This is a genomic window from Clostridium tetanomorphum, assembly GCF_017873215.1.
Taxonomy (GTDB): domain Bacteria; phylum Bacillota; class Clostridia; order Clostridiales; family Clostridiaceae; genus Clostridium_AO; species Clostridium_AO tetanomorphum.
Genome location: NZ_JAGGKA010000006.1, coordinates 104,489 through 128,523 on the forward strand (window position 1 = coordinate 104,489; position 24,035 = coordinate 128,523).

General features: G+C 26.6%; 32 protein-coding genes and 1 pseudogene. 3 read left to right on the forward strand and 30 right to left on the reverse strand.

Features of this window, described 5'->3' with window-relative positions; translation table 11 throughout:
• Positions 1–71 precede the first annotated feature (71 nt).
• The 12 genes and pseudogenes from J2Z24_RS07660 to dapF form a co-directional block, all read right to left on the reverse strand.
• Positions 72–482 (reverse strand): hypothetical protein, encoded by a 411-nt coding sequence (locus tag J2Z24_RS07660; RefSeq protein WP_035148690.1) that lies wholly within the window; start codon positions 480–482, stop codon positions 72–74.
• On the reverse strand, positions 472–936 hold the full coding sequence (locus J2Z24_RS07665; RefSeq protein ID WP_035148691.1) for a hypothetical protein: 465 nt from the start codon (positions 934–936) through the stop codon (positions 472–474). Before J2Z24_RS07665 ends, J2Z24_RS07660 begins: the two co-directional genes overlap by 11 nt.
• A 7-nt stretch (positions 937–943) precedes the next feature.
• Positions 944–1,699, reverse strand: a complete 756-nt coding sequence (locus tag J2Z24_RS07670; protein ID WP_035148692.1) for a hypothetical protein — start codon at positions 1,697–1,699, stop codon at positions 944–946.
• Positions 1,700–1,830: 131 nt separating this feature from the next.
• Positions 1,831–2,298: a prepilin-type N-terminal cleavage/methylation domain-containing protein gene (locus J2Z24_RS07675; protein ID WP_035148693.1), complete on the reverse strand. Its 468-nt coding sequence runs from the start codon at positions 2,296–2,298 to the stop codon at positions 1,831–1,833.
• Positions 2,295–2,783 carry a type II secretion system protein gene (locus J2Z24_RS07680; protein WP_085058973.1) on the reverse strand — a complete coding sequence of 163 codons (489 nt, stop codon included), beginning with the start codon at positions 2,781–2,783 and terminating at the stop codon, positions 2,295–2,297. Before J2Z24_RS07680 ends, J2Z24_RS07675 begins: the two co-directional genes overlap by 4 nt.
• The gene (locus J2Z24_RS07685; protein WP_035144986.1) at positions 2,737–3,201 is read right to left on the reverse strand and encodes a type II secretion system protein; all 465 of its coding nucleotides are present in this window, start codon (positions 3,199–3,201) and stop codon (positions 2,737–2,739) included. The genes J2Z24_RS07680 and J2Z24_RS07685 overlap by 47 nt, the downstream gene beginning before the upstream one ends.
• 11 nt (positions 3,202–3,212) lie before the next feature.
• Entirely contained in the window at positions 3,213–3,605 is a 393-nt protein-coding gene (locus J2Z24_RS07690) for a type II secretion system protein (protein ID WP_035144969.1), read from the reverse strand.
• 38 nt (positions 3,606–3,643) lie between these two features.
• Positions 3,644–4,690 (reverse strand): type II secretion system F family protein, encoded by a 1,047-nt coding sequence (locus J2Z24_RS07695; RefSeq protein WP_035144968.1) that lies wholly within the window; start codon positions 4,688–4,690, stop codon positions 3,644–3,646.
• Positions 4,691–4,729: 39 nt separating this feature from the next.
• Positions 4,730–4,840: pseudogene (locus tag J2Z24_RS22005) on the reverse strand (hypothetical protein); the annotation flags it as partial.
• 25 nt (positions 4,841–4,865) lie between these two features.
• Positions 4,866–6,305: a GspE/PulE family protein gene (locus tag J2Z24_RS07700; RefSeq protein ID WP_162175670.1), complete on the reverse strand. Its 1,440-nt coding sequence runs from the start codon at positions 6,303–6,305 to the stop codon at positions 4,866–4,868.
• 140 nt (positions 6,306–6,445) lie between these two features.
• Complete coding sequence (locus J2Z24_RS07705; RefSeq protein ID WP_035144965.1) at positions 6,446–7,525, reverse strand: hypothetical protein; 1,080 nt, start codon at positions 7,523–7,525, stop codon at positions 6,446–6,448.
• A gap of 1 nt (position 7,526) precedes the next feature.
• Positions 7,527–8,348, reverse strand: coding sequence for a diaminopimelate epimerase (gene dapF / locus J2Z24_RS07710; RefSeq protein WP_035144963.1), 822 nt, complete (start codon positions 8,346–8,348; stop codon positions 7,527–7,529).
• Between the two features lie 195 nt (positions 8,349–8,543).
• Between dapF and J2Z24_RS07715 the strand changes: the two genes are divergently transcribed.
• Positions 8,544–10,271 (forward strand): Rqc2 family fibronectin-binding protein, encoded by a 1,728-nt coding sequence (locus tag J2Z24_RS07715; protein ID WP_035144961.1) that lies wholly within the window; start codon positions 8,544–8,546, stop codon positions 10,269–10,271.
• Positions 10,272–10,328: 57 nt separating this feature from the next.
• Here J2Z24_RS07715 and J2Z24_RS07720 read toward each other — a convergent pair whose 3' ends face one another.
• The 7 genes from J2Z24_RS07720 to J2Z24_RS21615 all read right to left on the reverse strand — a co-directional run bounded on the left by J2Z24_RS07720 (position 10,329) and on the right by J2Z24_RS21615 (position 13,449).
• Positions 10,329–10,529, reverse strand: a complete 201-nt coding sequence (locus J2Z24_RS07720; protein ID WP_035144960.1) for an alpha/beta-type small acid-soluble spore protein — start codon at positions 10,527–10,529, stop codon at positions 10,329–10,331.
• Positions 10,530–10,660: 131 nt separating this feature from the next.
• Complete coding sequence (locus J2Z24_RS07725) at positions 10,661–11,425, reverse strand: exodeoxyribonuclease III (RefSeq protein ID WP_035144959.1); 765 nt, start codon at positions 11,423–11,425, stop codon at positions 10,661–10,663.
• 65 nt (positions 11,426–11,490) lie between these two features.
• Positions 11,491–11,622, reverse strand: coding sequence for a hypothetical protein (locus J2Z24_RS21610; RefSeq protein WP_276512153.1), 132 nt, complete (start codon positions 11,620–11,622; stop codon positions 11,491–11,493).
• Entirely contained in the window at positions 11,622–12,122 is a 501-nt protein-coding gene (locus J2Z24_RS07730) for a hypothetical protein (protein WP_035144958.1), read from the reverse strand. The genes J2Z24_RS21610 and J2Z24_RS07730 overlap by 1 nt, the downstream gene beginning before the upstream one ends.
• Positions 12,123–12,131: 9 nt before the next feature.
• Positions 12,132–12,932 carry a hypothetical protein gene (locus J2Z24_RS07735; protein WP_146750577.1) on the reverse strand — a complete coding sequence of 267 codons (801 nt, stop codon included), beginning with the start codon at positions 12,930–12,932 and terminating at the stop codon, positions 12,132–12,134.
• Between the two features lie 13 nt (positions 12,933–12,945).
• On the reverse strand, positions 12,946–13,170 hold the full coding sequence (locus J2Z24_RS07740) for a hypothetical protein (protein ID WP_035144953.1): 225 nt from the start codon (positions 13,168–13,170) through the stop codon (positions 12,946–12,948).
• A 150-nt stretch (positions 13,171–13,320) separates the two neighbouring features.
• Entirely contained in the window at positions 13,321–13,449 is a 129-nt protein-coding gene (locus J2Z24_RS21615; RefSeq protein WP_276512154.1) for a hypothetical protein, read from the reverse strand.
• A 213-nt stretch (positions 13,450–13,662) separates the two neighbouring features.
• Here J2Z24_RS21615 and J2Z24_RS07745 point away from each other — a divergent pair, with 213 nt between their 5' ends.
• Positions 13,663–14,346, forward strand: a complete 684-nt coding sequence (locus J2Z24_RS07745; RefSeq protein WP_035144951.1) for a helix-turn-helix domain-containing protein — start codon at positions 13,663–13,665, stop codon at positions 14,344–14,346.
• Positions 14,347–14,410: 64 nt separating this feature from the next.
• Complete coding sequence (locus J2Z24_RS07750; RefSeq protein WP_111947471.1) at positions 14,411–15,235, forward strand: IS3 family transposase; 825 nt, start codon at positions 14,411–14,413, stop codon at positions 15,233–15,235.
• Between the two features lie 163 nt (positions 15,236–15,398).
• Here J2Z24_RS07750 and uraA read toward each other — a convergent pair whose 3' ends face one another.
• From uraA to J2Z24_RS07805, 11 genes are all read right to left on the reverse strand, one after another.
• On the reverse strand, positions 15,399–16,730 hold the full coding sequence (gene uraA / locus J2Z24_RS07755) for a uracil permease (protein WP_035144948.1): 1,332 nt from the start codon (positions 16,728–16,730) through the stop codon (positions 15,399–15,401).
• A 45-nt stretch (positions 16,731–16,775) separates the two neighbouring features.
• Entirely contained in the window at positions 16,776–17,312 is a 537-nt protein-coding gene (gene pyrR, locus J2Z24_RS07760; RefSeq protein WP_035144945.1) for a bifunctional pyr operon transcriptional regulator/uracil phosphoribosyltransferase PyrR, read from the reverse strand.
• 206 nt (positions 17,313–17,518) lie between these two features.
• Entirely contained in the window at positions 17,519–18,427 is a 909-nt protein-coding gene (locus J2Z24_RS07765; RefSeq protein WP_035144942.1) for an RluA family pseudouridine synthase, read from the reverse strand.
• On the reverse strand, positions 18,399–18,872 hold the full coding sequence (gene lspA / locus J2Z24_RS07770; RefSeq protein WP_035144940.1) for a signal peptidase II: 474 nt from the start codon (positions 18,870–18,872) through the stop codon (positions 18,399–18,401). The genes J2Z24_RS07765 and lspA overlap by 29 nt, the downstream gene beginning before the upstream one ends.
• Before the next feature lie 39 nt (positions 18,873–18,911).
• A complete protein-coding gene (locus tag J2Z24_RS07775) occupies positions 18,912–19,553 on the reverse strand; it encodes a TraR/DksA C4-type zinc finger protein (RefSeq protein WP_035144937.1) in 642 nt (213 codons plus the stop codon).
• 105 nt (positions 19,554–19,658) lie between these two features.
• A complete protein-coding gene (gene aroF / locus J2Z24_RS07780; protein WP_035144935.1) occupies positions 19,659–20,459 on the reverse strand; it encodes a 3-deoxy-7-phosphoheptulonate synthase in 801 nt (266 codons plus the stop codon).
• Positions 20,460–20,469: 10 nt separating this feature from the next.
• Entirely contained in the window at positions 20,470–21,162 is a 693-nt protein-coding gene (locus J2Z24_RS07785; RefSeq protein ID WP_035144933.1) for a 5'-methylthioadenosine/adenosylhomocysteine nucleosidase, read from the reverse strand.
• Between the two features lie 2 nt (positions 21,163–21,164).
• A complete protein-coding gene (aroB, locus tag J2Z24_RS07790) occupies positions 21,165–22,259 on the reverse strand; it encodes a 3-dehydroquinate synthase (protein WP_035144932.1) in 1,095 nt (364 codons plus the stop codon).
• Positions 22,260–22,337: 78 nt separating this feature from the next.
• Positions 22,338–22,979 (reverse strand): DivIVA domain-containing protein, encoded by a 642-nt coding sequence (locus J2Z24_RS07795; RefSeq protein WP_035144931.1) that lies wholly within the window; start codon positions 22,977–22,979, stop codon positions 22,338–22,340.
• 15 nt (positions 22,980–22,994) lie between these two features.
• Positions 22,995–23,771: a YlmH family RNA-binding protein gene (locus tag J2Z24_RS07800; RefSeq protein ID WP_051593117.1), complete on the reverse strand. Its 777-nt coding sequence runs from the start codon at positions 23,769–23,771 to the stop codon at positions 22,995–22,997.
• The gene (locus tag J2Z24_RS07805; RefSeq protein WP_035144930.1) at positions 23,768–24,034 is read right to left on the reverse strand and encodes a YggT family protein; all 267 of its coding nucleotides are present in this window, start codon (positions 24,032–24,034) and stop codon (positions 23,768–23,770) included. Before J2Z24_RS07805 ends, J2Z24_RS07800 begins: the two co-directional genes overlap by 4 nt.
• Position 24,035 lies beyond the last annotated feature (1 nt).

Here is a 24,035-nt window from a genome sequence, read left to right on the forward strand (position 1 = left end):
TTGTTAGTCCATAGCTACTCTTCCCAATACTCTCCCTTTTTATATTAGTACTATAGTTGATACTGCACTGTCTAGTTTTCTTTTAAAGAAAATTTAAAAGTTCCTTTAATATCCTGGTCATCCTTTTCTATTGTCAAATATATAATTTCTTTAAATTCAACTTTTTCTTTTATACGTTTTATAAAGTTTATACATGTATTTAAATTTCCTCTAAATTTTAGTTCTACTTTTATATCATTATTTTTTTCCTTATTTATATTTATTATACTAAAATTCTTATTTTCTTCTACTAATCTTATAATATCACTATAAGTACATTTTTTCACTTGTTTTTGAAATAAGCTATCATATGCTATCTTTATTTCATTGTCTATATATTTCTGTTTTTTTAACTTAGCATAAACATTATGATTAGCCAAAACACTTATAATTAAAAATACTATGGAAATTGATAATAGCAATAAATAATTTTTATTTTCCATTTATTGAAACACCTACTCTATAAATATAATCTTCCTCTTTTTTAATTGGGGATTGCAAAGTTATAATTTTCAACCCATATTCTTTTTCTAAAAATATAACTATATCCTTATAACTATTACTGTCACTATAATTACCTTCTATCCATAAAATATCATTTTCAATTTTCAAATTTCGAAACGTATTTATATTGCTTGTAATTTCTGATATAATTTTATTTTGCTTTTGTAACTTATTGTTTTTATTTTTTTCTTTTGAAACTATCTCTTCTATTTTTTCTTTTACAATATGCTCTTCTTTTTGTAAATTATTTAGTTTTGTTGTATTAAAAATAAATATCCAAAATAAAATTATTATTAATATTATATTTACTATAGATGATATACAAATTAAGCTTTTTCTCTTTTTATAATTTTCCTCTAAATACCTATAAGGCATAAAATTTAATTTATTCATAAACAAATCACCTCATAGTTATAAACTTTTTTACAATATCATCTCTGCTTAAAGTGCCCAAATCTTTGCAATTATAAGTAGATGAACATGTTTCCAAAATTTTTTTGTTTTTAAAATTAACAAAATATATGACTTTAAATTCTCCTTCATTAATTTCTTCATTACATTCTTTTATAAATTCTTTTAAATTGCTGAAAAAATTATCTTCGTTAAAATCATTTATGATATTATTACTAATTAAATTGTCATTATTACAGGCTATAAAATATAAATTATCATTATATATAAATGTTAATATGAATCTCTCATCAGTAAAACTTTTTTTAAAATATTCCAAAATACAAAATTGTATTAACCATACCCCTTTTATGATATTATCTTTACATTTTATATTTTTTAATATGTCAATTTCTCTCCAATTAAGGCAAAATACTAATATTTCTATAAGTTCTTTTTCTTCCTTATTGATTCTATATGAATATATAAGATTGTCTATTTCTTTAAAATAATATTCTACTTCTTTTCTCACTATTTTATCTATATATGATTTTCTAACTTTAGGTATAGTTATTAATTTTACAAAAATTTTTTTACCATCTAAAATTAAATGTACTTTTCTTTTTTCTAAACTTATTTCTAAACTTTTAGTAAAATTTATATTTCCAATAATCTTTCTCTCTAAATCTTTCTTTGTATTTTTATGGATGTTATTTAAATATACATATTTGTTATCTATTTCTATAACACTATTCTTTTTAAACAATAACTTCCCTCCAATACATATCTATTGTTATTTAGTTCTTATTATAGAATTTATGAGTAATTTATTATTTTTAAGTTTCATCTGCTCCACTGTAAACAAATAAGTTGATATAACTAAGCAAATACTACTAATTAACAAAGTATAGATAATAATATATCCTTTTCTTCTCTTATTCCAAAACATCTTTCATATTCCTTTCCATGTTTAGTTATTATCTTTACAAATACTAGGTTACCTGATTTTTCTACTAAAAAATCTTCTAACTCCAACATTATATTATTAATATATCCAGAGTCACTTTTAAAATAGGCAATAACTAATTTACCATTTTTTATTTTTATGTAATTGCTCTTATCTTCATAATTAATCTTTAGTTCATTGTTATTAGCATCTCCTAACACTTGAACTGAATTAGCTTCATTTATTTGTTGCTCTATAAATATTAAAGCTTCATTAACATAAAATTCTTCCATAGCTATATTACTTTCTTTATTATATAAAGTTAAATATACAACTAAGTTTTTAAATAGAATTAAAGAAACTATAGATATTATACTTATACTCATAAGTACTTCTATTAAAGTAAATCCTTTCTTCATACTTCTTTATCCTTATTTAATTCCCACTTTTTAATAAACTGTGATCTGATATCCTCATCCTCTGTTAATTTCAAATTAATATTTATTTTATAATATTTATCTTTATTTTTTATCTTTTTTATATTTATACAAGTATAAATTTCTCCTGAAATATTTTCATCTAATGTATTTTTTAAATTTCCTTTCTTTAATTTTTCTAATTTCATATTGTTTTCATTTATAAAAACTTTACTTTTATTATTTAAATATAAAAAATCATCATCATCTAAATCATATAATATTACATTTTTTAATCCTTCTAAAAAATATGCATACTCTTTTAATTCTTCATTATAAAGTTTTAATTTAAAAGAGTTTAAAATAATAGCCGTAGAAGTTACCAACATTATAGAAAATAAAGAAATACTACATAATACTTCTATTAAAGTGAATGCACTTTTACTTGATTTGTACATGGGCAGTTCCAACACATATAGTGATTTCATGAAAATTCCCCTTTCTATCTTTATAGATTACTGTACATGCATCATTAGTCATTCCATTTGCATTAATTTTCAGCTCTCCTCTACTAGCATTTACATAAGTAAATTTAAAATCTCTTGGTAACCTATATTTATCTACTGTTTTAGCGTTAGCATAAAAAATAATGCTATTTTCTCTTAATGAAAAATAAATTCTTCCTCCTGTACTTTTTGTTCTACAATACTGCTTACCATTATTTATAAAATTTATTATTGATTTATCACATAATGTGGAATCCATATTGTTAGTAATATTTTTTATTCCTTTAATATTTATAGCTATAAAAGTTGAAGCTATAGATATGAGAGTTATAACAAATAATGTTTCTATAACAGTAAATCCTTTTTTAATATATAAATTATTTATATATATTTTCTTCATAGATATTTCCATCATATACTCCCGTTACTATTCTTTAAGGAATATCCATCTTCATCTATATTAACTTCATAATTATTATTTTTAATAGTAAAAGTAATGGTGGCAGACTTTTCATCTGCTGTTACATTAATATGGTCTTCACCACTTTCTTTTTTATTCCCTGTAATATTTATTAAATTTATAATATTATCTTCAATATTTTCCTTTACAAATTTACCATCCATTTCTGAATAACTAGCCATTGTTGCAGTATATATCTGCCTTGCATAGTTTTCTATTTTTAAATTTTCTGCTTTCATCCTATATCCTTTAAATCTAGGTACTAATAACCCCATTAGAACAAAAATAATAGACATTACTATTAACAGTTCTATTATGGTAAAACCTTTCTTAAAACTTTTCATATTTTATCCTCCATAAGATACTTAAAGATACTTAAATTTTATATAATCAAAGAATCCATTATATTAAGCATAGGAAGCAATATAGATACTATGATAATCCCTACTACTATAGAAACTACTATAATTATACTTGGCTCAACAAATTTTACTAATTCACTAATATTATCTAACGCTTCTGTTTCATATCTTTCTGACAATCTAATAAATATTTCTTCTAAATTTCCTCTCTCCTCACCGATATTTATAATAGCTATAACTCTTTCACTAAATAATCCTGTTATACTAAAAGCTCTATGCAAGCTATTGCCTTTACTTACTAAATCTTTAATACTCATAATTTTGTCCACGGTTTTTTTATCTTTAATTACAATACTTGATTTTTCTAAAGCACTTACAATATTCATACCTGAACTCATCATAATTCCTATAGCCATAAATAATCTTGACTTTTGTAATTTCATATATATAATCCCTACATAAGGTAACTGAGCTATTACATTGTATAATTTTTCTGTTATATTACTATTTTTTAACAAATAAATACCTATTGAAATTATAATTATAATAAAAGCTATAATCTTCATAATATATTCGTTTGTAAAATTAACTATATTAAATATTGTTCTGGAAAAATGGGGAGTTTCACTTTTGAAATCTTGTAGTAAATTTATAAACTTAGGAATAATACTAAACAAAAGAAAAATTATTATAACAAAGGATATAATAGAAATTATAATTGGATATGAAAGGGATTTTCTTAGTTCTTTCTTTATTTTTTCTTGAGACTTATAATAATATGATATTTTACTTAATACTTTTGGTAATTCACCACTTTCCTCCCCTATTCCTATCATCTCTATTAATAATCTAGGAAACATATAATTATATTTATTTATGCTAGAATATAAGCTTTCTCCTGAAAATAATCTGTTTTTAATATTTTCTAGATTACCTTTAACAGTTAAATTAATAAAACATTGTTTTAGGAGGTTTATTGATTGTGGTAAGCTTATGCCTGAATGAAGCAAAATTGATAGTTCATTACAGAACAGAAATAATTCCTTATAAGATAACTTTTTTTTCATTAAAGATTTTCTTAAATTACTTATGGGTTTTATACTAATAATTAAAAATCCTTTAGTTCTAAGTTTTTCTCTTAAGTCTTCTATATTCCCTTCTGTATATACACCTTTTATTTTTTCTCCTTTTATATTTGCTGCTTTATATAAATATATATCTTACTTCCTCCTCTCTTATATATTACAACTTCTCTAATTCCTCTAAAGACGTTATACCTTTTTCAACTAACTTTAGTCCATAATCTTTTAACAGTGTCATACCTTTTTCTATATTGTAATCTCTTAGTTTTTCAACAGTATAATCTTTTGTTATTATATTTCTGCAATTTCTATCTATCTCCATTAGCTCATAAATTATCGTTCTTCCATAATAACCGCTATTACTACATTTTATACATCCTTTATTTTGTTTATACAACATTCTATTATTGCAATAAGGACATATTTTCCTAACCAATCTTTGGGCTATTACTGAAGTAACGGCATCTGCAATTAAATATTTAGGCAAACCCATATCCATAAGTCTGAGTATAGAAGAAAAGGAATCTTTTGTATGAAGTGTTGCTAATACTAAATGTCCTGTTATTGCTGCTCTAACAGCTATCTCTGCAGTCTCCTCATCTCTAATTTCTCCAATCATAATTACATCTGGGTCTTGTCTTATAATATTTTTTAATCCTTTTGAAAAAGTTAGTCCTATTTTATTATTTACATTTACTTGACTTATCCCATCAATAGCATACTCTACTGGATCTTCAATAGTAATCACATTTCTATGTTTTATATCTAATTCATTTAACATAGCATACAAAGTAGTAGTTTTTCCGCTGCCAGTAGGTCCTGTTATAAGTATCATACCTTTAGAACAATTTAGCATTTTTTTTATATACTTTACCCCTTTTTCATCAAATCCTAAAGATTCTAGTTTGGTACACTCATCTTGTCTATACAATATTCTTATAGCAACTTTTTCTCCATTAATTGTTGGTAAAGTAGCTACTCTTAAATCATAATTTTTATTATTATAATTATATTGAAACTTTCCATCTTGAGGTATTCTTTTTTCTGTACTATTCATATTAGATAACAATTTTAACCTGCTAATTATTTGTTTATAAATATCTACTGGTATACTTTCAGTTTTATATAAAATTCCATCTATTCTTATTCTAATAATAACTTCATTTTTTAAAGGTTCTATATGTATATCACTAGCCCTTCTTAATATTGCTACATTTAATATATAATCTGTAATTTTTACTATAGGTTCCTTATTTAAATCAACATTAAACTTTCTATGATAGTCCTTAATTTCTTTTTCTTCTTTTATTAGATTATTTAATAGCTTATTTTTCTCTTCCTTACTGTAAAATCTATCTATGTAAAAATTCATAATGTCTTTTTCAATTTCATAGGTGTCTATTTCCATTGAAGCTATGAATTTCAGTTCTTCCTTTATAGAATTATTAAAGTTATTAGTTGTAAACAAACAAAGTTTATTGTTTACTATATTGAAAGGAATAACTTTATACTTTCTTGCTATGTTTAAAGGAATATATTTTATAGCCTCATAATTAATTTTCATATTATTTAAATCCATTTTATTTTTATCATATTCCATTTTAAATTCACCTCCCTCTTTATCCATTTATTCGAATTATATCCATATACTTACTTTATAAACACTTCTATTAATCTTTATATAAAAAACCCATTTTTGTTCTTATATGACTTAAGTCTCTAAAGAACAAAAATAGGTTTTTACTCTTGTTTACTTCCAATTATTTTATACTTAGAAGGATTTATTGATATAAGATTATTAGATCCATCTTGTGGATTATACATAAAAATTTCATTCTTATGTTCTATATTTTCATTTATATTATCTATTCCGCAATAATATACTAATCCATCAGAGTCTATTTGCAACCCTCCATTTTTATCTACAAACTTAGGAAAATCATAATTAATTCTATCCATTGAAAAGGTCTCTAAATCTATTTTATATAGCGCTACCATATCAGTGTTTACTTCAGAAGCTATTATATACATTTTTTTATTTTTCTTATCATAAGTTCCTTTATATATATTTTCTATATTATTACTTATGTTTATTATTCTATTATCTTTCTTTCTATAAAAGGATAAATTATCATCATCCTTAGTTCTAGAAAGAATTAAAATTCCTTCTTCAAAAGACTTGAAATACATACAGTATCCCCTTATATTTTCCATATATGTTTCTTCTTTATCATTATTTACATTATATTTAAATATAGCACTAATATTATCTTTAACTCCATAATAAATTATATTATCATCATCAATCCATTCATATAAATTTCCAGAAACCAGAACTTGGCTTTTAATATTTATTTTTTTATTTTCTTCTATATTGTATAAAGATAATCCCTCTGCACTATCTAAAGATTCATTTTTAAAACTTCTATAAGCTATTCTTTTTCCATTGCTTGATAATTGTAAATCTTTAGCAAAATAAAAATTACTAATTATAGTTTCTCCTTTATTGCTAATTAGCTTTATATTATTTTTCTTTAACTCCTTATTGTCATGAACTAAATATGCATAAACAGAGTTCTTTCTATCATATATTAAATCAGACATATATTCTAGTTCTCCAACCTTTTCTTTAATTTCTTTATTAATTCTATATAAATTAATTTTTTCTCCCTTTGTTTCACCAACCATAGTATAAGGATAATTAGGTATAACAATTCTGTTTTTATCTATAAAATTGTTTTCTTTTTTGCTGCAGGAGGAGGAAATTATCATTATAAACACATTAAATAAAATTAATAAGGTTCTTTTTATAAAACTCATATCATATATCTATATTCCCTGTAAATACAATTTCTGCAGGTCCTGTCATTAATATTCCAGCATCGGTAATTTCTATATATAGTACTCCTCCTGGCAATTCTACTTCAGCTTTAGAATTTATGAGATTAATTTTATTAGCAGCTATTACACTAGCACAACTTCCTGTACCACAAGCAAGGGTAGCTCCAGCTCCTCTTTCCCAAGTTTTTACTCTTATTTTTTCTTTATTTATTACTTCACAGAAATTAACATTAGTTCCCTGTGGAAATATTTCATATTTTTCTATAGCACTTCCTTCCAATATATCAAAATCATCTAAATTACCAAATATAACTGTATGTGGTACACCCATAAGCATAGAAGTTATTTTATATTTTTTATTACCTATTTCTATGGATTTTTCCATTACTTCTTCTGTTGAATTACATGGTATATCTATTGGATGAAAGGAGGGTATACCCATATTTATAGTAATATTTTTTACTATAGTATCTTCTACTTCTAAAAAAGCTTCCTTTACCCCATCTCCTGTCTCTATTTTAATTTTTTCCTCTTTTGCTATACCTTTTTCATAAACATACTTTGCAAAACATCTTATACCATTTCCACACATAGAAGCATAAGATCCGTCAGCATTAATTATTATCATCTTTACGGCAGCTATATCACTATTCCTTACTAAAAGGATTCCATCTCCACCTATACCAAAATGCCTATTACAAAGTTTTATTCCTAGTTCCTTTTCTTTCCCTAAATATAAATTATTAAAATCTTCTACAACTATAAAATCGTTCCCATTACCTTGCATTTTAGTAAAATACATAATTTTTCCCTCCTAAAAAAATATCAGAATTAGTTTACTACTTTAAACAAACAATATCAATAATAAATATATCTTTATTTTAAATTTTTATAATGTTATACTATATAATACAATAATAGTGAATAATTTCTGGGAAAATATTTTAATAAATATGCAGAAACTTTCTACTAATACCCTATTGAAAGGATGATGATTTTGGCCTTAGATGGTATTTTTTTATATAGTATAACTGAAGAACTAAAAAATTTAATTTTAAATGGAAAGGTAGAGAAAATAAATCAGCCTGAAAAAGATGAACTTATTATTTCTATAAAAAAGGATAGAAATAGTTATAAATTGCTTCTTAGTGCAAGTGCTGTATACCCTAGAATACATATTATAAAAACTTCAAAATTAAATCCAATTTCTCCACCAATGTTTTGCATGTTACTCAGAAAACATCTAAACAATTCTAAGATAGTTAACGTAAGACAATTAGATACAGATAGAATATTATTCTTAGATTTTCAAACTAAAGATGAATTAGGATTTAACAGTATATATTCATTAGTAATAGAAATAATGGGTAGACATAGTAATATTACTTTAGTGAGAGAAAGAGATAACATAATTATGGATAGCATTAAACATGTCACATCAGACATGAATAGCTTTAGATGCTTATACCCAGGTATACCTTATGTATTTCCTCCAGCTTCTCAAAAATTAAATCCTTTAAATTATACATACGAAGATTTAGCATCATTCGTCAGCAATAAAAATATTAAGTTTGATAAAAATTTTTCTTCTAAAGTTTTTACTGGTATAAGTACACAGTTCTCAAGGGAAATTTTTTATAGGATTTCAATTTTAAATATAGATATTAATGATTTAAAGTTAATTCATAAAGAACTAGAAAACATATTTTCAAATATAAAGAATAAAAACTTTTTCTTTGCTTCATATTTACAGGATAATATTTATAAAGACTTTTATTGTCTTAAACTTACTAATTTAGAAAACTGTAGTTTTCAGAAGTATTTATCTCCTTCTGAATTATTAGACAAATATTATTATGACAAAGACAAAGAAGACAGATTAACAAGTAAGAGCGCTAACCTTCTAAAACTTATAAATAATAATTTAGATAGATGTTATAAAAAAATCGAAATTTTAGAAGATACTCTAAAAAAATGTGACAAAAAAGAAAAATATAAAACTTATGGAGAATTACTTACAGCTAATATATATAGTATAAAGCAAGGACAAGAAAAAGCAAAGGTATTAAATTATTATAGTGGAGTTGAAGAATACATTGAAATACCTCTTGATCCTAATAAAACCCCTGCTCAAAATATTCAAATTTATTTTAAAAAATATACTAAATTAAAGAAGTCTGAAGAAGCTTCCACTTATCAAATTGAAGCTACAAAAGATGAAATCAACTATCTTCAATCTGTATTTACTAGTATTAAAAATGTGGAAGATTACAAAGGTATTGAAGACATAAAAAATGAACTTATGGAAACAGGTTATATTAAATTTAAAAAAATTTTAAAGAAAAAACAAAAAGAAAGTAAGCCAATGCACTTTATATCTTCAGAAGGTGTAGATATATATGTAGGAAAAAATAATATACAAAATGATTATCTAACTTTAAAATTCTCTAATAATCATGATATATGGATGCATACAAAAGATATACCAGGTTCTCATGTTATTATAAAAACCACAAAAAACTTTTCAGACAAAACTTTAGAAGAAGGAGCTAATTTAGCTGCTTATTATAGCAAAGGAAAAGACTCTTCCAAAGTTGCTGTAGACTATACTGAAATAAAAAATGTTCATAAACCTAATGGTGCTAAGCCTGGAATGGTAATATATTATACAAATAAAACTATTTATATAACTCCTGAAAAACCTAATTTAAAAAGACTTACTTAATTTTTTATTAATTAATGTAAAAGGGCTAGCAAGCTGCTAACCCTTTTTTCTATTTAATTATAAATTTCTTTCGTAGGCTTCTACCATTCTTCTTACCATTTCTCCACCTACAGAACCATTTTGTCTTGAAGTTAAGTTTCCTTTGTCTATAGTATCATAATTTGATAATCCTAATTCATTTGCTACTTCCATTTTAAATTGATTTAATCCCTGTCTAGCTTCTGGTATTAATACTCTGTTTGAACTTCCGTATGCCATAAGATTACCTCCTTATTAAACTCTTTATTTTTTCTAGCTGTTTTTTATTTGTGTATTATAAGTTTGTACAGAAATGCACTTAAATATAATATAAAATTAGAGGTAATTATAACAATTAATTCTTAAAAATCCTAATCTTTCATTATTAATTCTATAGGACAATGATCAGAACCATATACATCAGTAAGGATTCGTGCATCTTCAATTTCTTGTAATAAATTGTCTGATACAAAAAAATAATCTATTCTCCATCCTGCATTTCGTTCTCTAGCTTTAAATTTGTAACTCCACCAAGAATACTCTACCTTATCAGGATATAATTTTCTAAATATATCTATATATCCATTTTCTATGAATTTATCAATCCAAGCTCTCTCTATAGGTAAAAATCCGGAAGTTTTCTCATTTGTTTTAGGATTTTTCAAGTCAATTTCTTTGTGTGCAGTATTATAATCACCACAAATTATTAATTTTTTACCTTGTGTTACCATATCATTACAATATTCTAAGATAGCATCATAAAATTCTAATTTATAATTTAATCTTTCCTCATTCATTTGTCCATTGGGAAAATATATATTCAAAAGTGTAAATTTATCATATTCTGTTAAAACTATTCTTCCTTCATTATTAAATTTATCTATATGAATTTCATGTTCTATTATTTTAGGTTTTATTTTGGTATAAGTAGCCACTCCACTATATCCTTTTTTTTCCGCAAAACTAAAATAAGAATAATATCCATCTATATTTTTTAAATTTTCTTCTAATTGTTCATTTTGCAGTTTAGTTTCTTGGATACAAAGTATGTCCGGCTTTTCTTCTTCAATCCAATTAAAAAAATTTTTTTTAGCTATAGCTCTTAAACCATTTACATTCCATGAATAAATCCTCATTTTATCACCTTTTTCTTAATTTTAAATAATTTAGTTTATAAAATTAATCAGTTAACACTAATAAATTACTTATTATTTTTACTTATATAAACATTCATAGCTTGCATTCCTTTATATGCAAAAAATACAAACGCCATTTTAGCCATTATAGTAACAACTGGGTCTATTATAGCGCATATTGATATTAATTGTGTCATTATGATTTTCCCCCTTTAATTTTACTAAATAAATATATATTGCTTAAAACCAATAATACTACAGCAACTATTAAAAACTCTATATATTTTTTATTTTCCTCTATTTCATTTTTCCCTAGGGCATAAAACTCAAACTTAATATTTCCTTTTTTAATATCTTTAAAATTATTAGTTCTATAGTATATAAAAGGTATACTTTCTTTATCACTTATGTATAATTCTTTTTCTATCACTTCTCTCTTATTTAAAACTTCTACCCTTATTTTATTATTTGTTATATTTTTTGAATTACATGGTAAGTTCATAGTAAAATTAAAATTTTCTAATGGATACTTCGAAATGTTTCTATCATAAAAAGGAATATTAATTTCAAACCTTTCTCCTTGCTTTCTATTCCACCCAAAACCACATAATCTAGTATTACCTTCTACAATAAATCTAATGTTTTCATGTTCTTTTATAGTTCCCTGTATATTTACACCACTATAATTTTCTTTCACTTTTAATCCTTAAGATAACTCTTTAATCCTTAAATTAGTTATAGTGAAATTACCATTTGGCTCCATATAATACTTGTCTTTAATATCCTTTTTATCACTTTCCCTATTTATATAGCTTATGCTTATTTCTAAAGTTATTTTTCCATTATTATCTACATTTCCTGTTATATGCTGATTGGTAGTAATACCACTTACTTTGCCATTATTGATATATAATCCATTATCCGATTCATCGCTGTAAGCAATAATTTTTCCATCTTCTCCAAATGCTCTAAATGTATCAAATAATTTATCATTTTCTTTTAATGTAAAAACAGCCCATCCATTTTCCACTTCTGTAGTCTTATAAATATTTTGTTTGCTTTTAAAATAATCATAATTATATTTTTTGTCTTCATTTTTCTTTGAATCTAGATTTAAATAAGCTGCAGCCATATATTTTATATTATCATCCTTTACTTTTACTCCTATAAGTTCCCTATTATCACAAACCGAGAAAGGTGATTTTATAACCTCTTCCTGAATGTCTCCGCTACTTCTGCCACTGATCCATAAAAGGCCTCCTAGTTTTTTCTCTACTTTAAAAATTCCATATCCCTTTCCACTGTTTGTTTCTGCCATTACATACTTTCCCCAAGAATAGTCTTTAACTCTATCAATCTTTAATTCTTTATAATATTGTTTCAAACTTGGTAATCCTACTTTTATGGCGCTTTCTACTGTTAACCTGCATCCTGAAATTGTAAAATAAAAAATAACTAACGCTACTATAACTATCAACCATCTATACTTTATAATTAATTTTTTCATAACTCCCCCATTCTCACACATTACATTCTCCATTTATTTCTATACTATTTTTCATACCTTCCCAATTTCTAATATTAACTTTAAATAATTTGCTAAAATCATTTACTATTCCATCCTTTGTCACATCTGTCCTCAATAGCAAATATACTTTAAAATTATCTTCTCTATTTATAAAATAAAAAAACTTTTCCCAACTTTCTTTTTCTATATTAGACAGGAAATATACTTTTCTATTCATATCTAGTCCCCTAAATAATATAATTCCAATAGGCCATTACCTATATTATACAATATTTATATAATAAAAAAAGTAAGAAAGAATACATAAGAAAGATTTTTAAACTTTCACTATCTATTCTTCATTATTTTATGTTTTATTAGGCATTTTCTATAAAAAACACAATGTACTATATGGTCTTAAAGTTGTATCCTTCAATACAAATCGCATACCAGTTACACAATGAGATACTGCTACAATCTTTATATCTTCATATATATCTATATATATTTTTTTCATTTTCCCTCCATTGATAATCTATACTTTATAGTTTAATTAGTTTCATTAAATATATAAATTTATTATGCATCTGTTAACTATATATTCTATCACATACTTTTAGTAATTCTAATATAAATTAATATACTAAAAAACCCACGACATCTTGATATGCTCCCCTTATAGGAGACAGTTGAAATAATATAACTGTTTACTGAAGGGGAGTTTTATATTATGGTAAGAAAACCTAAGATATTATTTGAAGTAAAAGTAGCAGCTGTTAAAGACTATTTAAATGGAGAGAAAAGTGTTACTAAAATAAGTGATGAATTATCTGTTAATCCGAGTACCGTTGCAATGTGGATTAGACTTTATAATGCACGAGGCGAAGCCGGATTATTAACTAAAAGAAAAAATACCTCTTATCCTAAAGAACTTAAAATTGAAGCTGTTGAAGAATATTTAGCGGGAAATGGTTCTTTGAGAGATATTAGCCTCAAATATGGATTGTGTTCAAAGCGTCAACTTCAAAACTGGATTATCAAGTATAATAGTCATGAAGAGATTAAATCATCAGGATCTGGGGGAAATCAAATCATGACTAAAGGACGAGTTACAACTTTAGATGAAAGAATTACGATTGTGGAGTATTGCATAGAAAATAATAAGAATTATACTGTGACAGGTAGAAAATATGAGGTTTCATATCAGCAAGTTCGAAATTGGGTTCTAAAATTCGAAGAATTGGGTGTTGATGGACTTATTGATTGCAGAGGGAAACGCAAGTCAAAAGATCAATTATCTGAGATTGAGAAACTTAAAACAGAGATGAAACTATTAGAAGCTAAAAACAAACGTTTAGAAATGGAAAATGAACTATTAAAAAAGTTAGAAGAAACCGAAGGGTGGCGATATTAAGTCCTGTTAAAAATGAGAGTAAATATATTGCTATTAAAACACTACATTCTGAAAAAAATATCCAATATCGATACTTTGTGAAATTTTGCGTATTAGTCGTTCAGCATACTATAAATGGCTTCGCCGAGAAAAGAGTCAGAGAGAAATACAAAATGAACATTTCTTAAAGCTTATTACTGAAGCATATGAAGAAAGAAATGGTATACTTGGCTACCGCCAGGTAACGATTAAAATTCGTCATGAACATAATATAATTGTTAATCCTAAAAGAATATACCGCATTATGCGTAGCATAGGTTTGAAATCTATATGCCGTAGAAAGAGAAAAAAATATATCAAATCTACTCCAGAGATTACAGCTCAAAACATATTAAATAGGGAGTTCAATGCGAATGACATTCATGAAAAATGGCTAACAGATGTTACTGAATTCAAATATGGTGATGGCAAGAAAGCGTATCTAAGTGCTATTTTAGATCTTGGAGACAAGAGCATTGTTTCTTATGTGATTGGCAAGTCAAATAACAATGAACTTGTGTTTAAAACATTTGATATAGCTACTAAAAATCATCCAAATGCAAAACCAATTTTCCATAGTGATTGTGGCTTTCAGTATACCAATAAGATATTCAAAAAGAAACTTGATCAAGCTGGAATGGTTCAGAACATGTCTCGTGTAGGACGTTGTATTGATAATGGACCAATGGAAGGGTTTTGGGGAATTTTGAAATCAGAAATGTATCATCTTCAAAAGTTTCCTGATTATGAGAGTCTAAAGTCTGCCATAGAAGAGTATATCCACTACTACAACAATAACCGTTATCAGAAACGCTTAAATTGCATGACTCCATTAGAGTATCGCAATTATCTGTCCAAGCCCGCGGCATAAATATAGCGCCAATCGCTAAATGATTGACGCTACACATTTTTAATTATTTCCACTGTCTACTTGACAGGGAGCAGTTCACATTTGTCGTGGGTTTTATTCGTGGAGACAATAGAAAAGTCTGCTCCTTATTTATGTTCCATATTGTAAAAACTAGTACAGTTTATTAAATTGCCTTTTTAACATTTGCTTCATTATCACTACTATTTGGGGATTCATCATCTTCTGTTCTACTTTTTGCTGGAAGTACTAAATTAAGTATTATTCCAACTAATGTAGCTAGTGCAACTCCTGCTATTTCTACCTCTGAACCATTAAATTGAAATTTAATAGCTGCTCCACCTATTCCTAATACTATTATTACTGAAGCTATTACCAAATTTCTTTTTTTACTAAAGTCTACTTTATCTTCCACAAATACTCTAAATCCTGAAGATGCTATTATTCCAAATAATAATATACTTACTCCACCCATTACTGGCATAGGCATTGTTTCAATTATAGCTGCTACTGGACCAATGAATGATAGTATTATAGCAATTACTGCTGCTACACCTATTACCCATACACTATACACTTTAGTTATAGCCATAACACCTACGTTTTCTCCATAAGTAGTGTTTGGAGGACCACCTATAAAACCTGCACATATAGTTGCTACACCATCTCCTAATATAGATCTATGAAGACCTGGATCTTTTGTAAAGTCTTTTCCTACTACATTATTTGTTACATAAACATGCCCTATATGTTCTGCTAAGGTTACAAAGGCTACAGGTGCCATAAGTATCATAGCATTTATATTAAATTTCGGTGCCATAAAAGGTGGTAGTTGAAATAATTTGGCTTCCATAATCCTATTTAAGCTTTCTTGTGATATAACGCCTAAAGCTAAGGCTGATACATAACCAGTAATCATTGCTATAAGAATTGGAATTACTCCTAGAAATCCTTTAAAATACATAGTTCCAAATATTCCTATTCCCAATGTTATCATGGATACTGCTATCCATGCCAACCTAGGCACATGTTCCATAGAAGGTACTGTAAATGCACTATTTAATCCTGCCCAATTTATAGCAACTCCTGCCAATCCAAGACCTATTACTATTACAACAGATCCTACTACTACTGGAGGTAGTAATTTATTTAGCCAATCTGTGCCTGTAATACTTATTATAAAAGCTACTATCATATAAACTAAACCTGCTGCTATAACTCCTGACATCATTGCATTTGCACCATAAGCTGCTGATGCTACAGTCATAGGTCCTATAAATGCAAAAGATGATCCAATATATGCTGGTAATTTAGCTTTAGTACATAGAATATAAAGAAGTGTTCCTACACCACTACAGAACAAAGCTATGGATGGACTCATACCTGTTAACATTGGAACTAGTATTGTAGCTCCTACCATAGCGAATAAATGTTGAAAACTTAATGGAATAGTTTTTAAAATAGGTAATTTTTCATTTACATCTACAAAATTTTTCATTAATTTTTCCTCCTTTTTAGTCTCACTGGACTAATTTAAAAGTTTTTATACTTCAAATATCTTTACAGCATCTTCTCCATCAATTTCAGCTACTTCCACAGAAACTAATTCACTTTTAGATGTAGGTATATTTTTTCCTACATAATCAGCTCTTATAGGTAACTCCCGATGTCCTCTGTCTACCATTACTGCAAGCTGTATCATCTTAGGTCTACCATTATGGAATATAGCATCTATAGCTGCTCTTACAGTTCTTCCTGTATATATTACATCATCAACTATAATAACATTTTTATCTTTTACATCTACATCTATTTTTTCACTTATTATATGTGGTTGTTCATATTCCTTGGTTAAATCATCCCTATATAATGTAATATCTACACTTCCTACTGGAACCTTTACTCCTTCAAAAGATTCTATATTTTTTGCTATTCTATTTGCTATTGGTTCTCCTCTTCTCTTAACCCCAATAAGTACAATATCCTCTACACCTTTATTTTTTTCTACTATTTCATGAGATATTCTAACTAAAGCTCTATTTACTGCTTTTTCATCTAATATTGAAGCTTTTAGTTTCATTTACACACCACCTTTATCCAAATTTAATTTACATTAAAACAAAATATTCATATCCATTAAATATGGATAAATAAAAAACGTCCTGATCCAAAATCAAGACGCACTATTTGCCTAAAACTCATTACATGTATCACGCCTTATGATCTCTCTGGATCACTTAAAGGATTTATTTTCATCATCATATCACATTACTATAATTATTTCAACTATTTCTCTAAAATTTCAAGTATTTTTTTAAAATAATCAGGTAACTTAGTGTCAAATTCCATATATTTGCCCGTAGACGGATGTATAAAGCCTAATTTTTTGGCATGAAGCATTTGTCCCTCCAAATTAAATTTTTGCTTTTTATATCCATATACAGGATCCCCTACTAATGGATGACCAATATATGCCATATGTACTCTAATTTGATGAGTTCTTCCTGTTTCTAAACTACATTCAATTAATGTATTACATGGATATCTATTCAAAACTTTATAATGGGTCACTGCTCTTCTTCCTTGCTTCACTACCGCAATTTTTATTCTCTCAACAGGATGTCTACCTAATTGAGCATCTACTGTTCCAGAATCTTTCTTTAGTATTCCTTCTAGTAATGCCACATAGACTCTAGTCATGGAATGATCCTTTAATTGCTCTGCTAATTTATTATGTGCTAAATCATTCTTGGCTACAACTAAAACTCCTGATGTATCTTTATCAATTCTATGTACTATTCCTGGACGTGTAACCCCATTTATTCCCGATAAATCTTTACAATGATTTAAAAGAGCATTTACTAGCGTACCATTTAGATTTCCTGGTGCAGGATGGACTACCATGCCTTGTGGTTTGTTTACCACAATAATATCCTTATCTTCATATAAAATGTCTAATGGTATGTCTTCAGGTATAACATTTAAAGGTACTGTTTCTGGAATATTTATATGAACTATATCTCTAGCTCTTAATTTATAATTGCTCTTTTTAACTTTTCCATTTACTTTTACCTCTTCTTTTCCTATTATTCCTTGCACATAAGACCTAGACTTTCCTTCTAAATTTTCTGTGAGAAATATGTCCAATCTAACCCCTTCAAATTCTTTACTTATTAAAAATTCTTTTTTCTCCATATTCATCTTCCTTTATAACAAAAAGTGCCAATAATAAAGTTCCCAAAGTGACTAATATATCCGCTATATTAAAAATTGGAAAATAATATGCATCTTTATAATGTAATGAAATAAAATCCACCACATATTTATATTGAATTCTATCAATAAGATTTCCAATAGCTCCACTTATTACAAAAGCTAAACTCATTCTTAAAAGTTTAGATTGAGGTTTATATCTAAATAAATAAACTATTATTCCTATTACAACTACTAATGTGATAGTTATAAGGAATACTGATTTATCTCTAAAAATTCCAAAGGCCGCTCCATTATTTTCTAGATAGGAGAATTGAAAAAAATCTTTTATAATTACTATATTTTCACCGGAAGACAATTCTTTCGTAGCCCATATTTTAGTTAATCTATCTAAAATTATACCTAGTATAATGATAGTTAATTCCATAAAACCCCCCCACTCTCCATTATATAAAAAATTATCTTTTTACATCAAGGTATTTTTATACTGCTGATTACTTATTTTTTCTACCTCTTCTACATATCCTTCATTCTCATCATCAAAATAATCATCATAGTAGATATTATCACGCCTATTAAATCTAGCTACACTTTGGTAACTATCTTCACCATCAAATTCAACTCTATTTTTATAATCAAAATCATTATTAACAAAACCAAAAGAATCGTCACTTAATATCTTTTCCTCAACAGGCCTATTTTTAGGCGCAAATGCTCTGGTATTACGATCATAATTAACCGCACTATTAATCTCTTTTTGACAATCTACACAATACTCAGCATAAGGAATAAATTTAAGTCTATCTTCATTTATTTCCTTACCGCAATTTTTGCATATTCCATACTTACCTTCATCTATCATTTTTAAAGCTGAATCTATCTTATTTAATATGTTTAACTCATTTTCTTTAAGTGCCATGCCACTTTCTTTAGCATAAAGCTCCGAAGCAATATCAGCTGGATGGTTATCATATAGAGATAGTTCAGCGGTATCTGTTATATTTGAATCTATAGTTTCATTTTTCTTCATAAGTTTAAGAATATCCTCTACATCTTTTCTTTCTTCTAATAGTCTTGTTTTAAAACTATCTATGTTTTTCTTATCCATAATTACAGTTATCCCCTTTCTTTAAAGTGGTTTTTAATAACTATAATTATTTTATCTTTAATCTATTAAATTATTCTAAAATCATGGTCACGTAAAAATTCTTAATTAGAATAACTTTCTTGTATTTATTCTATCTATTATTTTTTTCATATTATCCACAGATATTGTTTCTCTTGAATCAGACACAGAATTATCAGGACTAATATGACTTTCTATCATAAGCCCATCTGCTCCTACCGCTATTGCTGCTAAACTCATAGAATATACAATTTCCCTAAGTCCTGTTCCATGACTTGGATCTACTATTATAGGAAGTCTATATTTTTGCTTTGCTACAGCTACGCTATTCAAATCTAAAGTATTTCTTGTATAATTTTCAAAAGTTCTAATACCTCTTTCACATAAAACTACATTCATATTTCCTTCTGCCATAATATATTCTGCAGCATATAACCATTCAGCCAATGTAGCGCTCATTCCTCTTTTTAAAAGTACAGGTTTATTTGTTTTACCCACTTCTTTTAATAAACTATAATTGTACATATTTCTTGAGCCTATCTGTATCATATCTACATAATCTAAAGATCTTTCTACATCCCTTGTATCCATTATTTCCGTTACAAATGGAATATTTTCCTCTTCACTAACTTCTTTTAATATTTTTAATCCTTCATACTGTAGTCCTTGAAAATCATAAGGAGAAGTTCTAGGCTTAAAAGCACCTCCCCTTAGCATATGAACCCCAGCATTCTTCAATTCTTTTGCAATAGTCTTCATGGTAACATAGTCTTCAACAGAACAAGGACCAGATATAAATACCTTTTCCTTTCCACCAATAACTATATCTTTTACTTTTACCTCTATTTTATCTCCACTTTTTAAGTCTACTAATAAATCATCTTTCATTAATTATCACCTACATAGTTTTTAACATGTTCTCAAGAATCTTCACTGAATTCTTTACCGCCACAGGCTTAAATTCTTCATATTCCATATGAGCTCCATTGTTAGCATTATCTGATGCAGATCTTATAATAACAAAAGGTACTGAATTTAAATAACATACTTGAGCTATACTTCCACCTTCCATTTCACAAGCTAAAGCATTAAATTCCTCATTTAACCATTTTATTTTTTCTGGATCTGCTATAAATTGATCTCCGGTAACTATTCTTCCTATAAAACATTTGCAATGAGTTATTTTTTCACAAGCTCTCTTTGCTTTTAAAACCAATGTTTCATCACATTTAAAATCAAAAGTATCCATTCTTGGAATTTGACCTTTTTTTTCTCCAAATGCAGTAGCATCTATATCATGTTGAACTAAACTATCTGCAATCACTACATCTCCAGGATATACATCCAATCCTACTCCTCCAGCTACTCCAACATTTATAACTACATCAACATTAAAATCATCTATCAATATTTGGGCACAAATTGCTGCATTAACTTTTGCTATTCCACTTTTAACTATAACAACTTTTTTTCCCCACAAATCACCTAAATTAAACTCCATTTCAGCTTTTACAAGTTTTCTATCCAATTTTAATTCATTTAATAGTGGTTCTACTTCCTCAATCATAGCTCCAATAATTCCAATTACCATTATTATTCCCCCTTAGATATACTTTCTTCTATTCCTTGTAATAATTGTTCTTTGTTTACTTCTACTTTTATTACTCCTTTTTCTACATTTTGTAGTAAAATAAATCTTATTTTATCATTATTTTTCTTATCATGATTAATAGCATACATAAATAAATTGTAATTGTCAACTTTGTATTTTATAGGCAATCCAATCTTTTTATATAGTTCTATTGTTTTTATATATACTTCTTTTTTTAATCCAAATATTTTTTCTGATAATTTTAAAGATACTAATATTCCTAATGCTACACATTCTCCATGAGTTAATTTCCCTCCTGAAGTCATTTCTATTCCATGTCCTACAGTATGCCCAAAATTTAAAAATTGTCTTATTCCTCTATCTTTAAAATCCTGTTCTACTATAGCTTTTTTCAGTTTTAGGCAATTTCTAACTATATATGCCATCTTATCATTTTCTTTCTCTAAAATACCCTTGTAGTTTTCATTCAGATAATTAAATAAAGAATTGTCCTTAATCAAAGCATATTTTACAATTTCTCCTAACCCATCTGTAAAATGTCTTTGATCTAAAGATTTTAGAAAATTAGTAGATATATATACAAAATATGGGTTATAGAAATTCCCTATTACATTCTTCAGTCCATTAAAATTAAATCCTACTTTCCCTCCCATACAACTGTCTACTTGTGAAAGTAATGTAGTAGGAACATTTATATACCTTATTCCTCTCATATAAGTAGAAGCTACAAATCCAACAATATCACTTACAACTCCTCCACCCAAAGCTATTAATACACTATCTCTATTAGCATTATTCTCTATTAGAAAAGAATATATTCCTTGTATTGTATTTATATTTTTGCTTCTTTCTCCATTATTAAAATAATACACTTTAATAGTATACTTTTCTTTTATCTTTTCTATATAGTTTCTATATAAAGAATATACCTTATCATCGGTAATTAAAAAAATATTGCTATTAGTCTTTATTTTATGCTCTACTAATGCTTGATGAAGTTTGTCAATATTATTATCTATATATATTGTATAGTTATTATTACCTATAGTATCTATATTAACCTTTAACTCCTTCATAATGCACCTTCCTAAATCATAATTTATTCAACAACTGATTTAACTTATAGAAAAAATCTCACTCTTATGAGCGAGATTTTAATCCTTTACAAAAAAGTTTTTTATTTCCTCTAAACTATTACCCTTGAATTCTTCTACAGAAGGTTTCTTTTCTTCTAATTGTAAACTATTTTCTATGTCTTTTGGTACATTTTCACTATAGTGAGTTTCTATATCTTTTTCTCTTAAATCCACATTCACCATTTCATTACCAATATTGTAATTCTTTAAAAAATCCTTTTCCATATTTTCAAACATTTCTAACTGCGACTGCATAAATGTTTTGAATTTAGTCTTAAACATTACAAATTCATGCTTTGTTCTTTCAAAATCATCATTTATTTTTATCACATCTCCATGAGCTTTATCTAAGAGCTTTTGAGAGGTTTCATTAGCATTTCTAATTATAAGTTCAGCTTCTTTTTGTGCTGCCTTTTTAGATTGATCCGCAGCGTTTTGAGCTAGAAGAAGAGTATTTTGTATTGTTTCTTCCATTTTAGAATAATGATTCAAATTTTCTTCAATAGAATTCAACTTTTCTTTTAAAGATGAATTTTCTTTATATAATGCTTCATATTCTTCTGCAATTTTATCTAAAAATTCGTCTACTTCATCCATGTCATATCCTCTGAATCCTTTTTTAAACTCTTTACTGGTAATATCCATTGCAGTTATTCTCATTGCCAACACCCCGAATCAAATAAATTTTTTAAATAATAACTTTAATTTTCCCTTTGCTGTATTTCCAACTTCTTCTACAAACTTAAATTTTCCAAAACCTCTTACTGTAATTATAGAATTCTTTTTTATCATTTTGTCTTTATCTTTAACAGGAAAATAATTTATTAGAACCTTTCCAGACAAAATTAAATCTAACGCTTTATTTCTAGAAAGATTAGTAATTGCACTTATCATACAATCTATTCTATTAGAAGTAGCCATTACTGTAATATTTTCAAAAGTATATTGCGGAAGTCCTTCTTCATAGATATTAACCTTTTCTATATTACAAGGGCAATTTCCTACATTTTTTAAATTATCAATAACATAATCCACCAACTCTTCATTTATAGGAAAATAACAACCATCTTTCTTTAATATTATATCCCCAAACTTTTCCCTTCTGATGCCTAATGACATTATAGCTCCCATATATTCCCTATGAGAAAGTTCTCTAAAAGCAGACTTATTTACTACTTTTATTAATTCAACAGGATAATAATACAACTCTTCTTCTGATGAAAATGCTATTACTCTTCTTTCAGAATCTTCAAAGAATCCATTATTGTATATATTTACATCTATACATGCTTTAAATTCCTCTAACTTTTTCCATACATTAGGTGGGTAAAATTCATTAGTATATATAGTTTTGCCAGTCTTATTACAAAGTAATATTTTATCATATAACTTTGATATCCTATTTTTATCCTCATATTCTATGCCACTTATAAACGTTCTTTTATCTATCATAATATTAAAGTAAATAGGATTCGTCTTAATAAATGTAATATTAACAACGCAATAACAGGCGAAAAATCAATCATAAGTCCAGGAATTAATTTTTCTTGAATTTTTCTACCTGGCGCTAAAAGTGGCTCTGTAATAGTATGAATTAATTGGGTAAATCCATTACCTCTACCTAATGGGATAAAGGATAAAATCACATCAATTAGTATTGCCCATTCCACTACATTAAATAGAGTATATATGATTCTATATAAAGTATAATTCATT

What these genes read in the sequence shown, in the direction of transcription:
- J2Z24_RS07660 (WP_035148690.1), bottom strand. Translation starts at nt 482, where the DNA reads ATGGAAAATAAAAATTATTTATTGCTATTATCAATTTCCATAGTATTT.
- J2Z24_RS07665 (WP_035148691.1), bottom strand. Translation starts at nt 936, where the DNA reads ATGAATAAATTAAATTTTATGCCTTATAGGTATTTAGAGGAAAATTAT.
- J2Z24_RS07675 (WP_035148693.1), bottom strand. Translation starts at nt 2,298, where the DNA reads ATGAAGAAAGGATTTACTTTAATAGAAGTACTTATGAGTATAAGTATA.
- J2Z24_RS07680 (WP_085058973.1), bottom strand. Translation starts at nt 2,783, where the DNA reads ATGAAATCACTATATGTGTTGGAACTGCCCATGTACAAATCAAGTAAA.
- J2Z24_RS07685 (WP_035144986.1), bottom strand. Translation starts at nt 3,201, where the DNA reads ATGAAGAAAATATATATAAATAATTTATATATTAAAAAAGGATTTACT.
- J2Z24_RS07690 (WP_035144969.1), bottom strand. Translation starts at nt 3,605, where the DNA reads ATGAAAAGTTTTAAGAAAGGTTTTACCATAATAGAACTGTTAATAGTA.
- J2Z24_RS07695 (WP_035144968.1), bottom strand. Translation starts at nt 4,690, where the DNA reads ATGAAAAAAAAGTTATCTTATAAGGAATTATTTCTGTTCTGTAATGAA.
- J2Z24_RS07700 (WP_162175670.1), bottom strand. Translation starts at nt 6,305, where the DNA reads ATGGAATATGATAAAAATAAAATGGATTTAAATAATATGAAAATTAAT.
- J2Z24_RS07705 (WP_035144965.1), bottom strand. Translation starts at nt 7,525, where the DNA reads ATGAGTTTTATAAAAAGAACCTTATTAATTTTATTTAATGTGTTTATA.
- dapF (WP_035144963.1), bottom strand. Translation starts at nt 8,348, where the DNA reads ATGTATTTTACTAAAATGCAAGGTAATGGGAACGATTTTATAGTTGTA.
- J2Z24_RS07720 (WP_035144960.1), bottom strand. Translation starts at nt 10,529, where the DNA reads ATGGCATACGGAAGTTCAAACAGAGTATTAATACCAGAAGCTAGACAG.
- J2Z24_RS07725 (WP_035144959.1), bottom strand. Translation starts at nt 11,425, where the DNA reads ATGAGGATTTATTCATGGAATGTAAATGGTTTAAGAGCTATAGCTAAA.
- J2Z24_RS21610 (WP_276512153.1), bottom strand. Translation starts at nt 11,622, where the DNA reads ATGACACAATTAATATCAATATGCGCTATAATAGACCCAGTTGTTACT.
- J2Z24_RS07735 (WP_146750577.1), bottom strand. Translation starts at nt 12,932, where the DNA reads ATGAAAAAATTAATTATAAAGTATAGATGGTTGATAGTTATAGTAGCG.
- J2Z24_RS07740 (WP_035144953.1), bottom strand. Translation starts at nt 13,170, where the DNA reads ATGAATAGAAAAGTATATTTCCTGTCTAATATAGAAAAAGAAAGTTGG.
- J2Z24_RS21615 (WP_276512154.1), bottom strand. Translation starts at nt 13,449, where the DNA reads ATGAAAAAAATATATATAGATATATATGAAGATATAAAGATTGTAGCA.
- J2Z24_RS07745 (WP_035144951.1), top strand. Translation starts at nt 13,663, where the DNA reads ATGGTAAGAAAACCTAAGATATTATTTGAAGTAAAAGTAGCAGCTGTT.
- uraA (WP_035144948.1), bottom strand. Translation starts at nt 16,730, where the DNA reads ATGAAAAATTTTGTAGATGTAAATGAAAAATTACCTATTTTAAAAACT.
- pyrR (WP_035144945.1), bottom strand. Translation starts at nt 17,312, where the DNA reads ATGAAACTAAAAGCTTCAATATTAGATGAAAAAGCAGTAAATAGAGCT.
- J2Z24_RS07765 (WP_035144942.1), bottom strand. Translation starts at nt 18,427, where the DNA reads ATGGAGAAAAAAGAATTTTTAATAAGTAAAGAATTTGAAGGGGTTAGA.
- lspA (WP_035144940.1), bottom strand. Translation starts at nt 18,872, where the DNA reads ATGGAATTAACTATCATTATACTAGGTATAATTTTAGATAGATTAACT.
- J2Z24_RS07775 (WP_035144937.1), bottom strand. Translation starts at nt 19,553, where the DNA reads ATGGATAAGAAAAACATAGATAGTTTTAAAACAAGACTATTAGAAGAA.
- aroF (WP_035144935.1), bottom strand. Translation starts at nt 20,459, where the DNA reads ATGAAAGATGATTTATTAGTAGACTTAAAAAGTGGAGATAAAATAGAG.
- J2Z24_RS07785 (WP_035144933.1), bottom strand. Translation starts at nt 21,162, where the DNA reads ATGGTAATTGGAATTATTGGAGCTATGATTGAGGAAGTAGAACCACTA.
- aroB (WP_035144932.1), bottom strand. Translation starts at nt 22,259, where the DNA reads ATGAAGGAGTTAAAGGTTAATATAGATACTATAGGTAATAATAACTAT.
- J2Z24_RS07795 (WP_035144931.1), bottom strand. Translation starts at nt 22,979, where the DNA reads ATGAGAATAACTGCAATGGATATTACCAGTAAAGAGTTTAAAAAAGGA.
- J2Z24_RS07800 (WP_051593117.1), bottom strand. Translation starts at nt 23,771, where the DNA reads ATGATAGATAAAAGAACGTTTATAAGTGGCATAGAATATGAGGATAAA.
- J2Z24_RS07805 (WP_035144930.1), bottom strand. Translation starts at nt 24,034, where the DNA reads ATGAATTATACTTTATATAGAATCATATATACTCTATTTAATGTAGTG.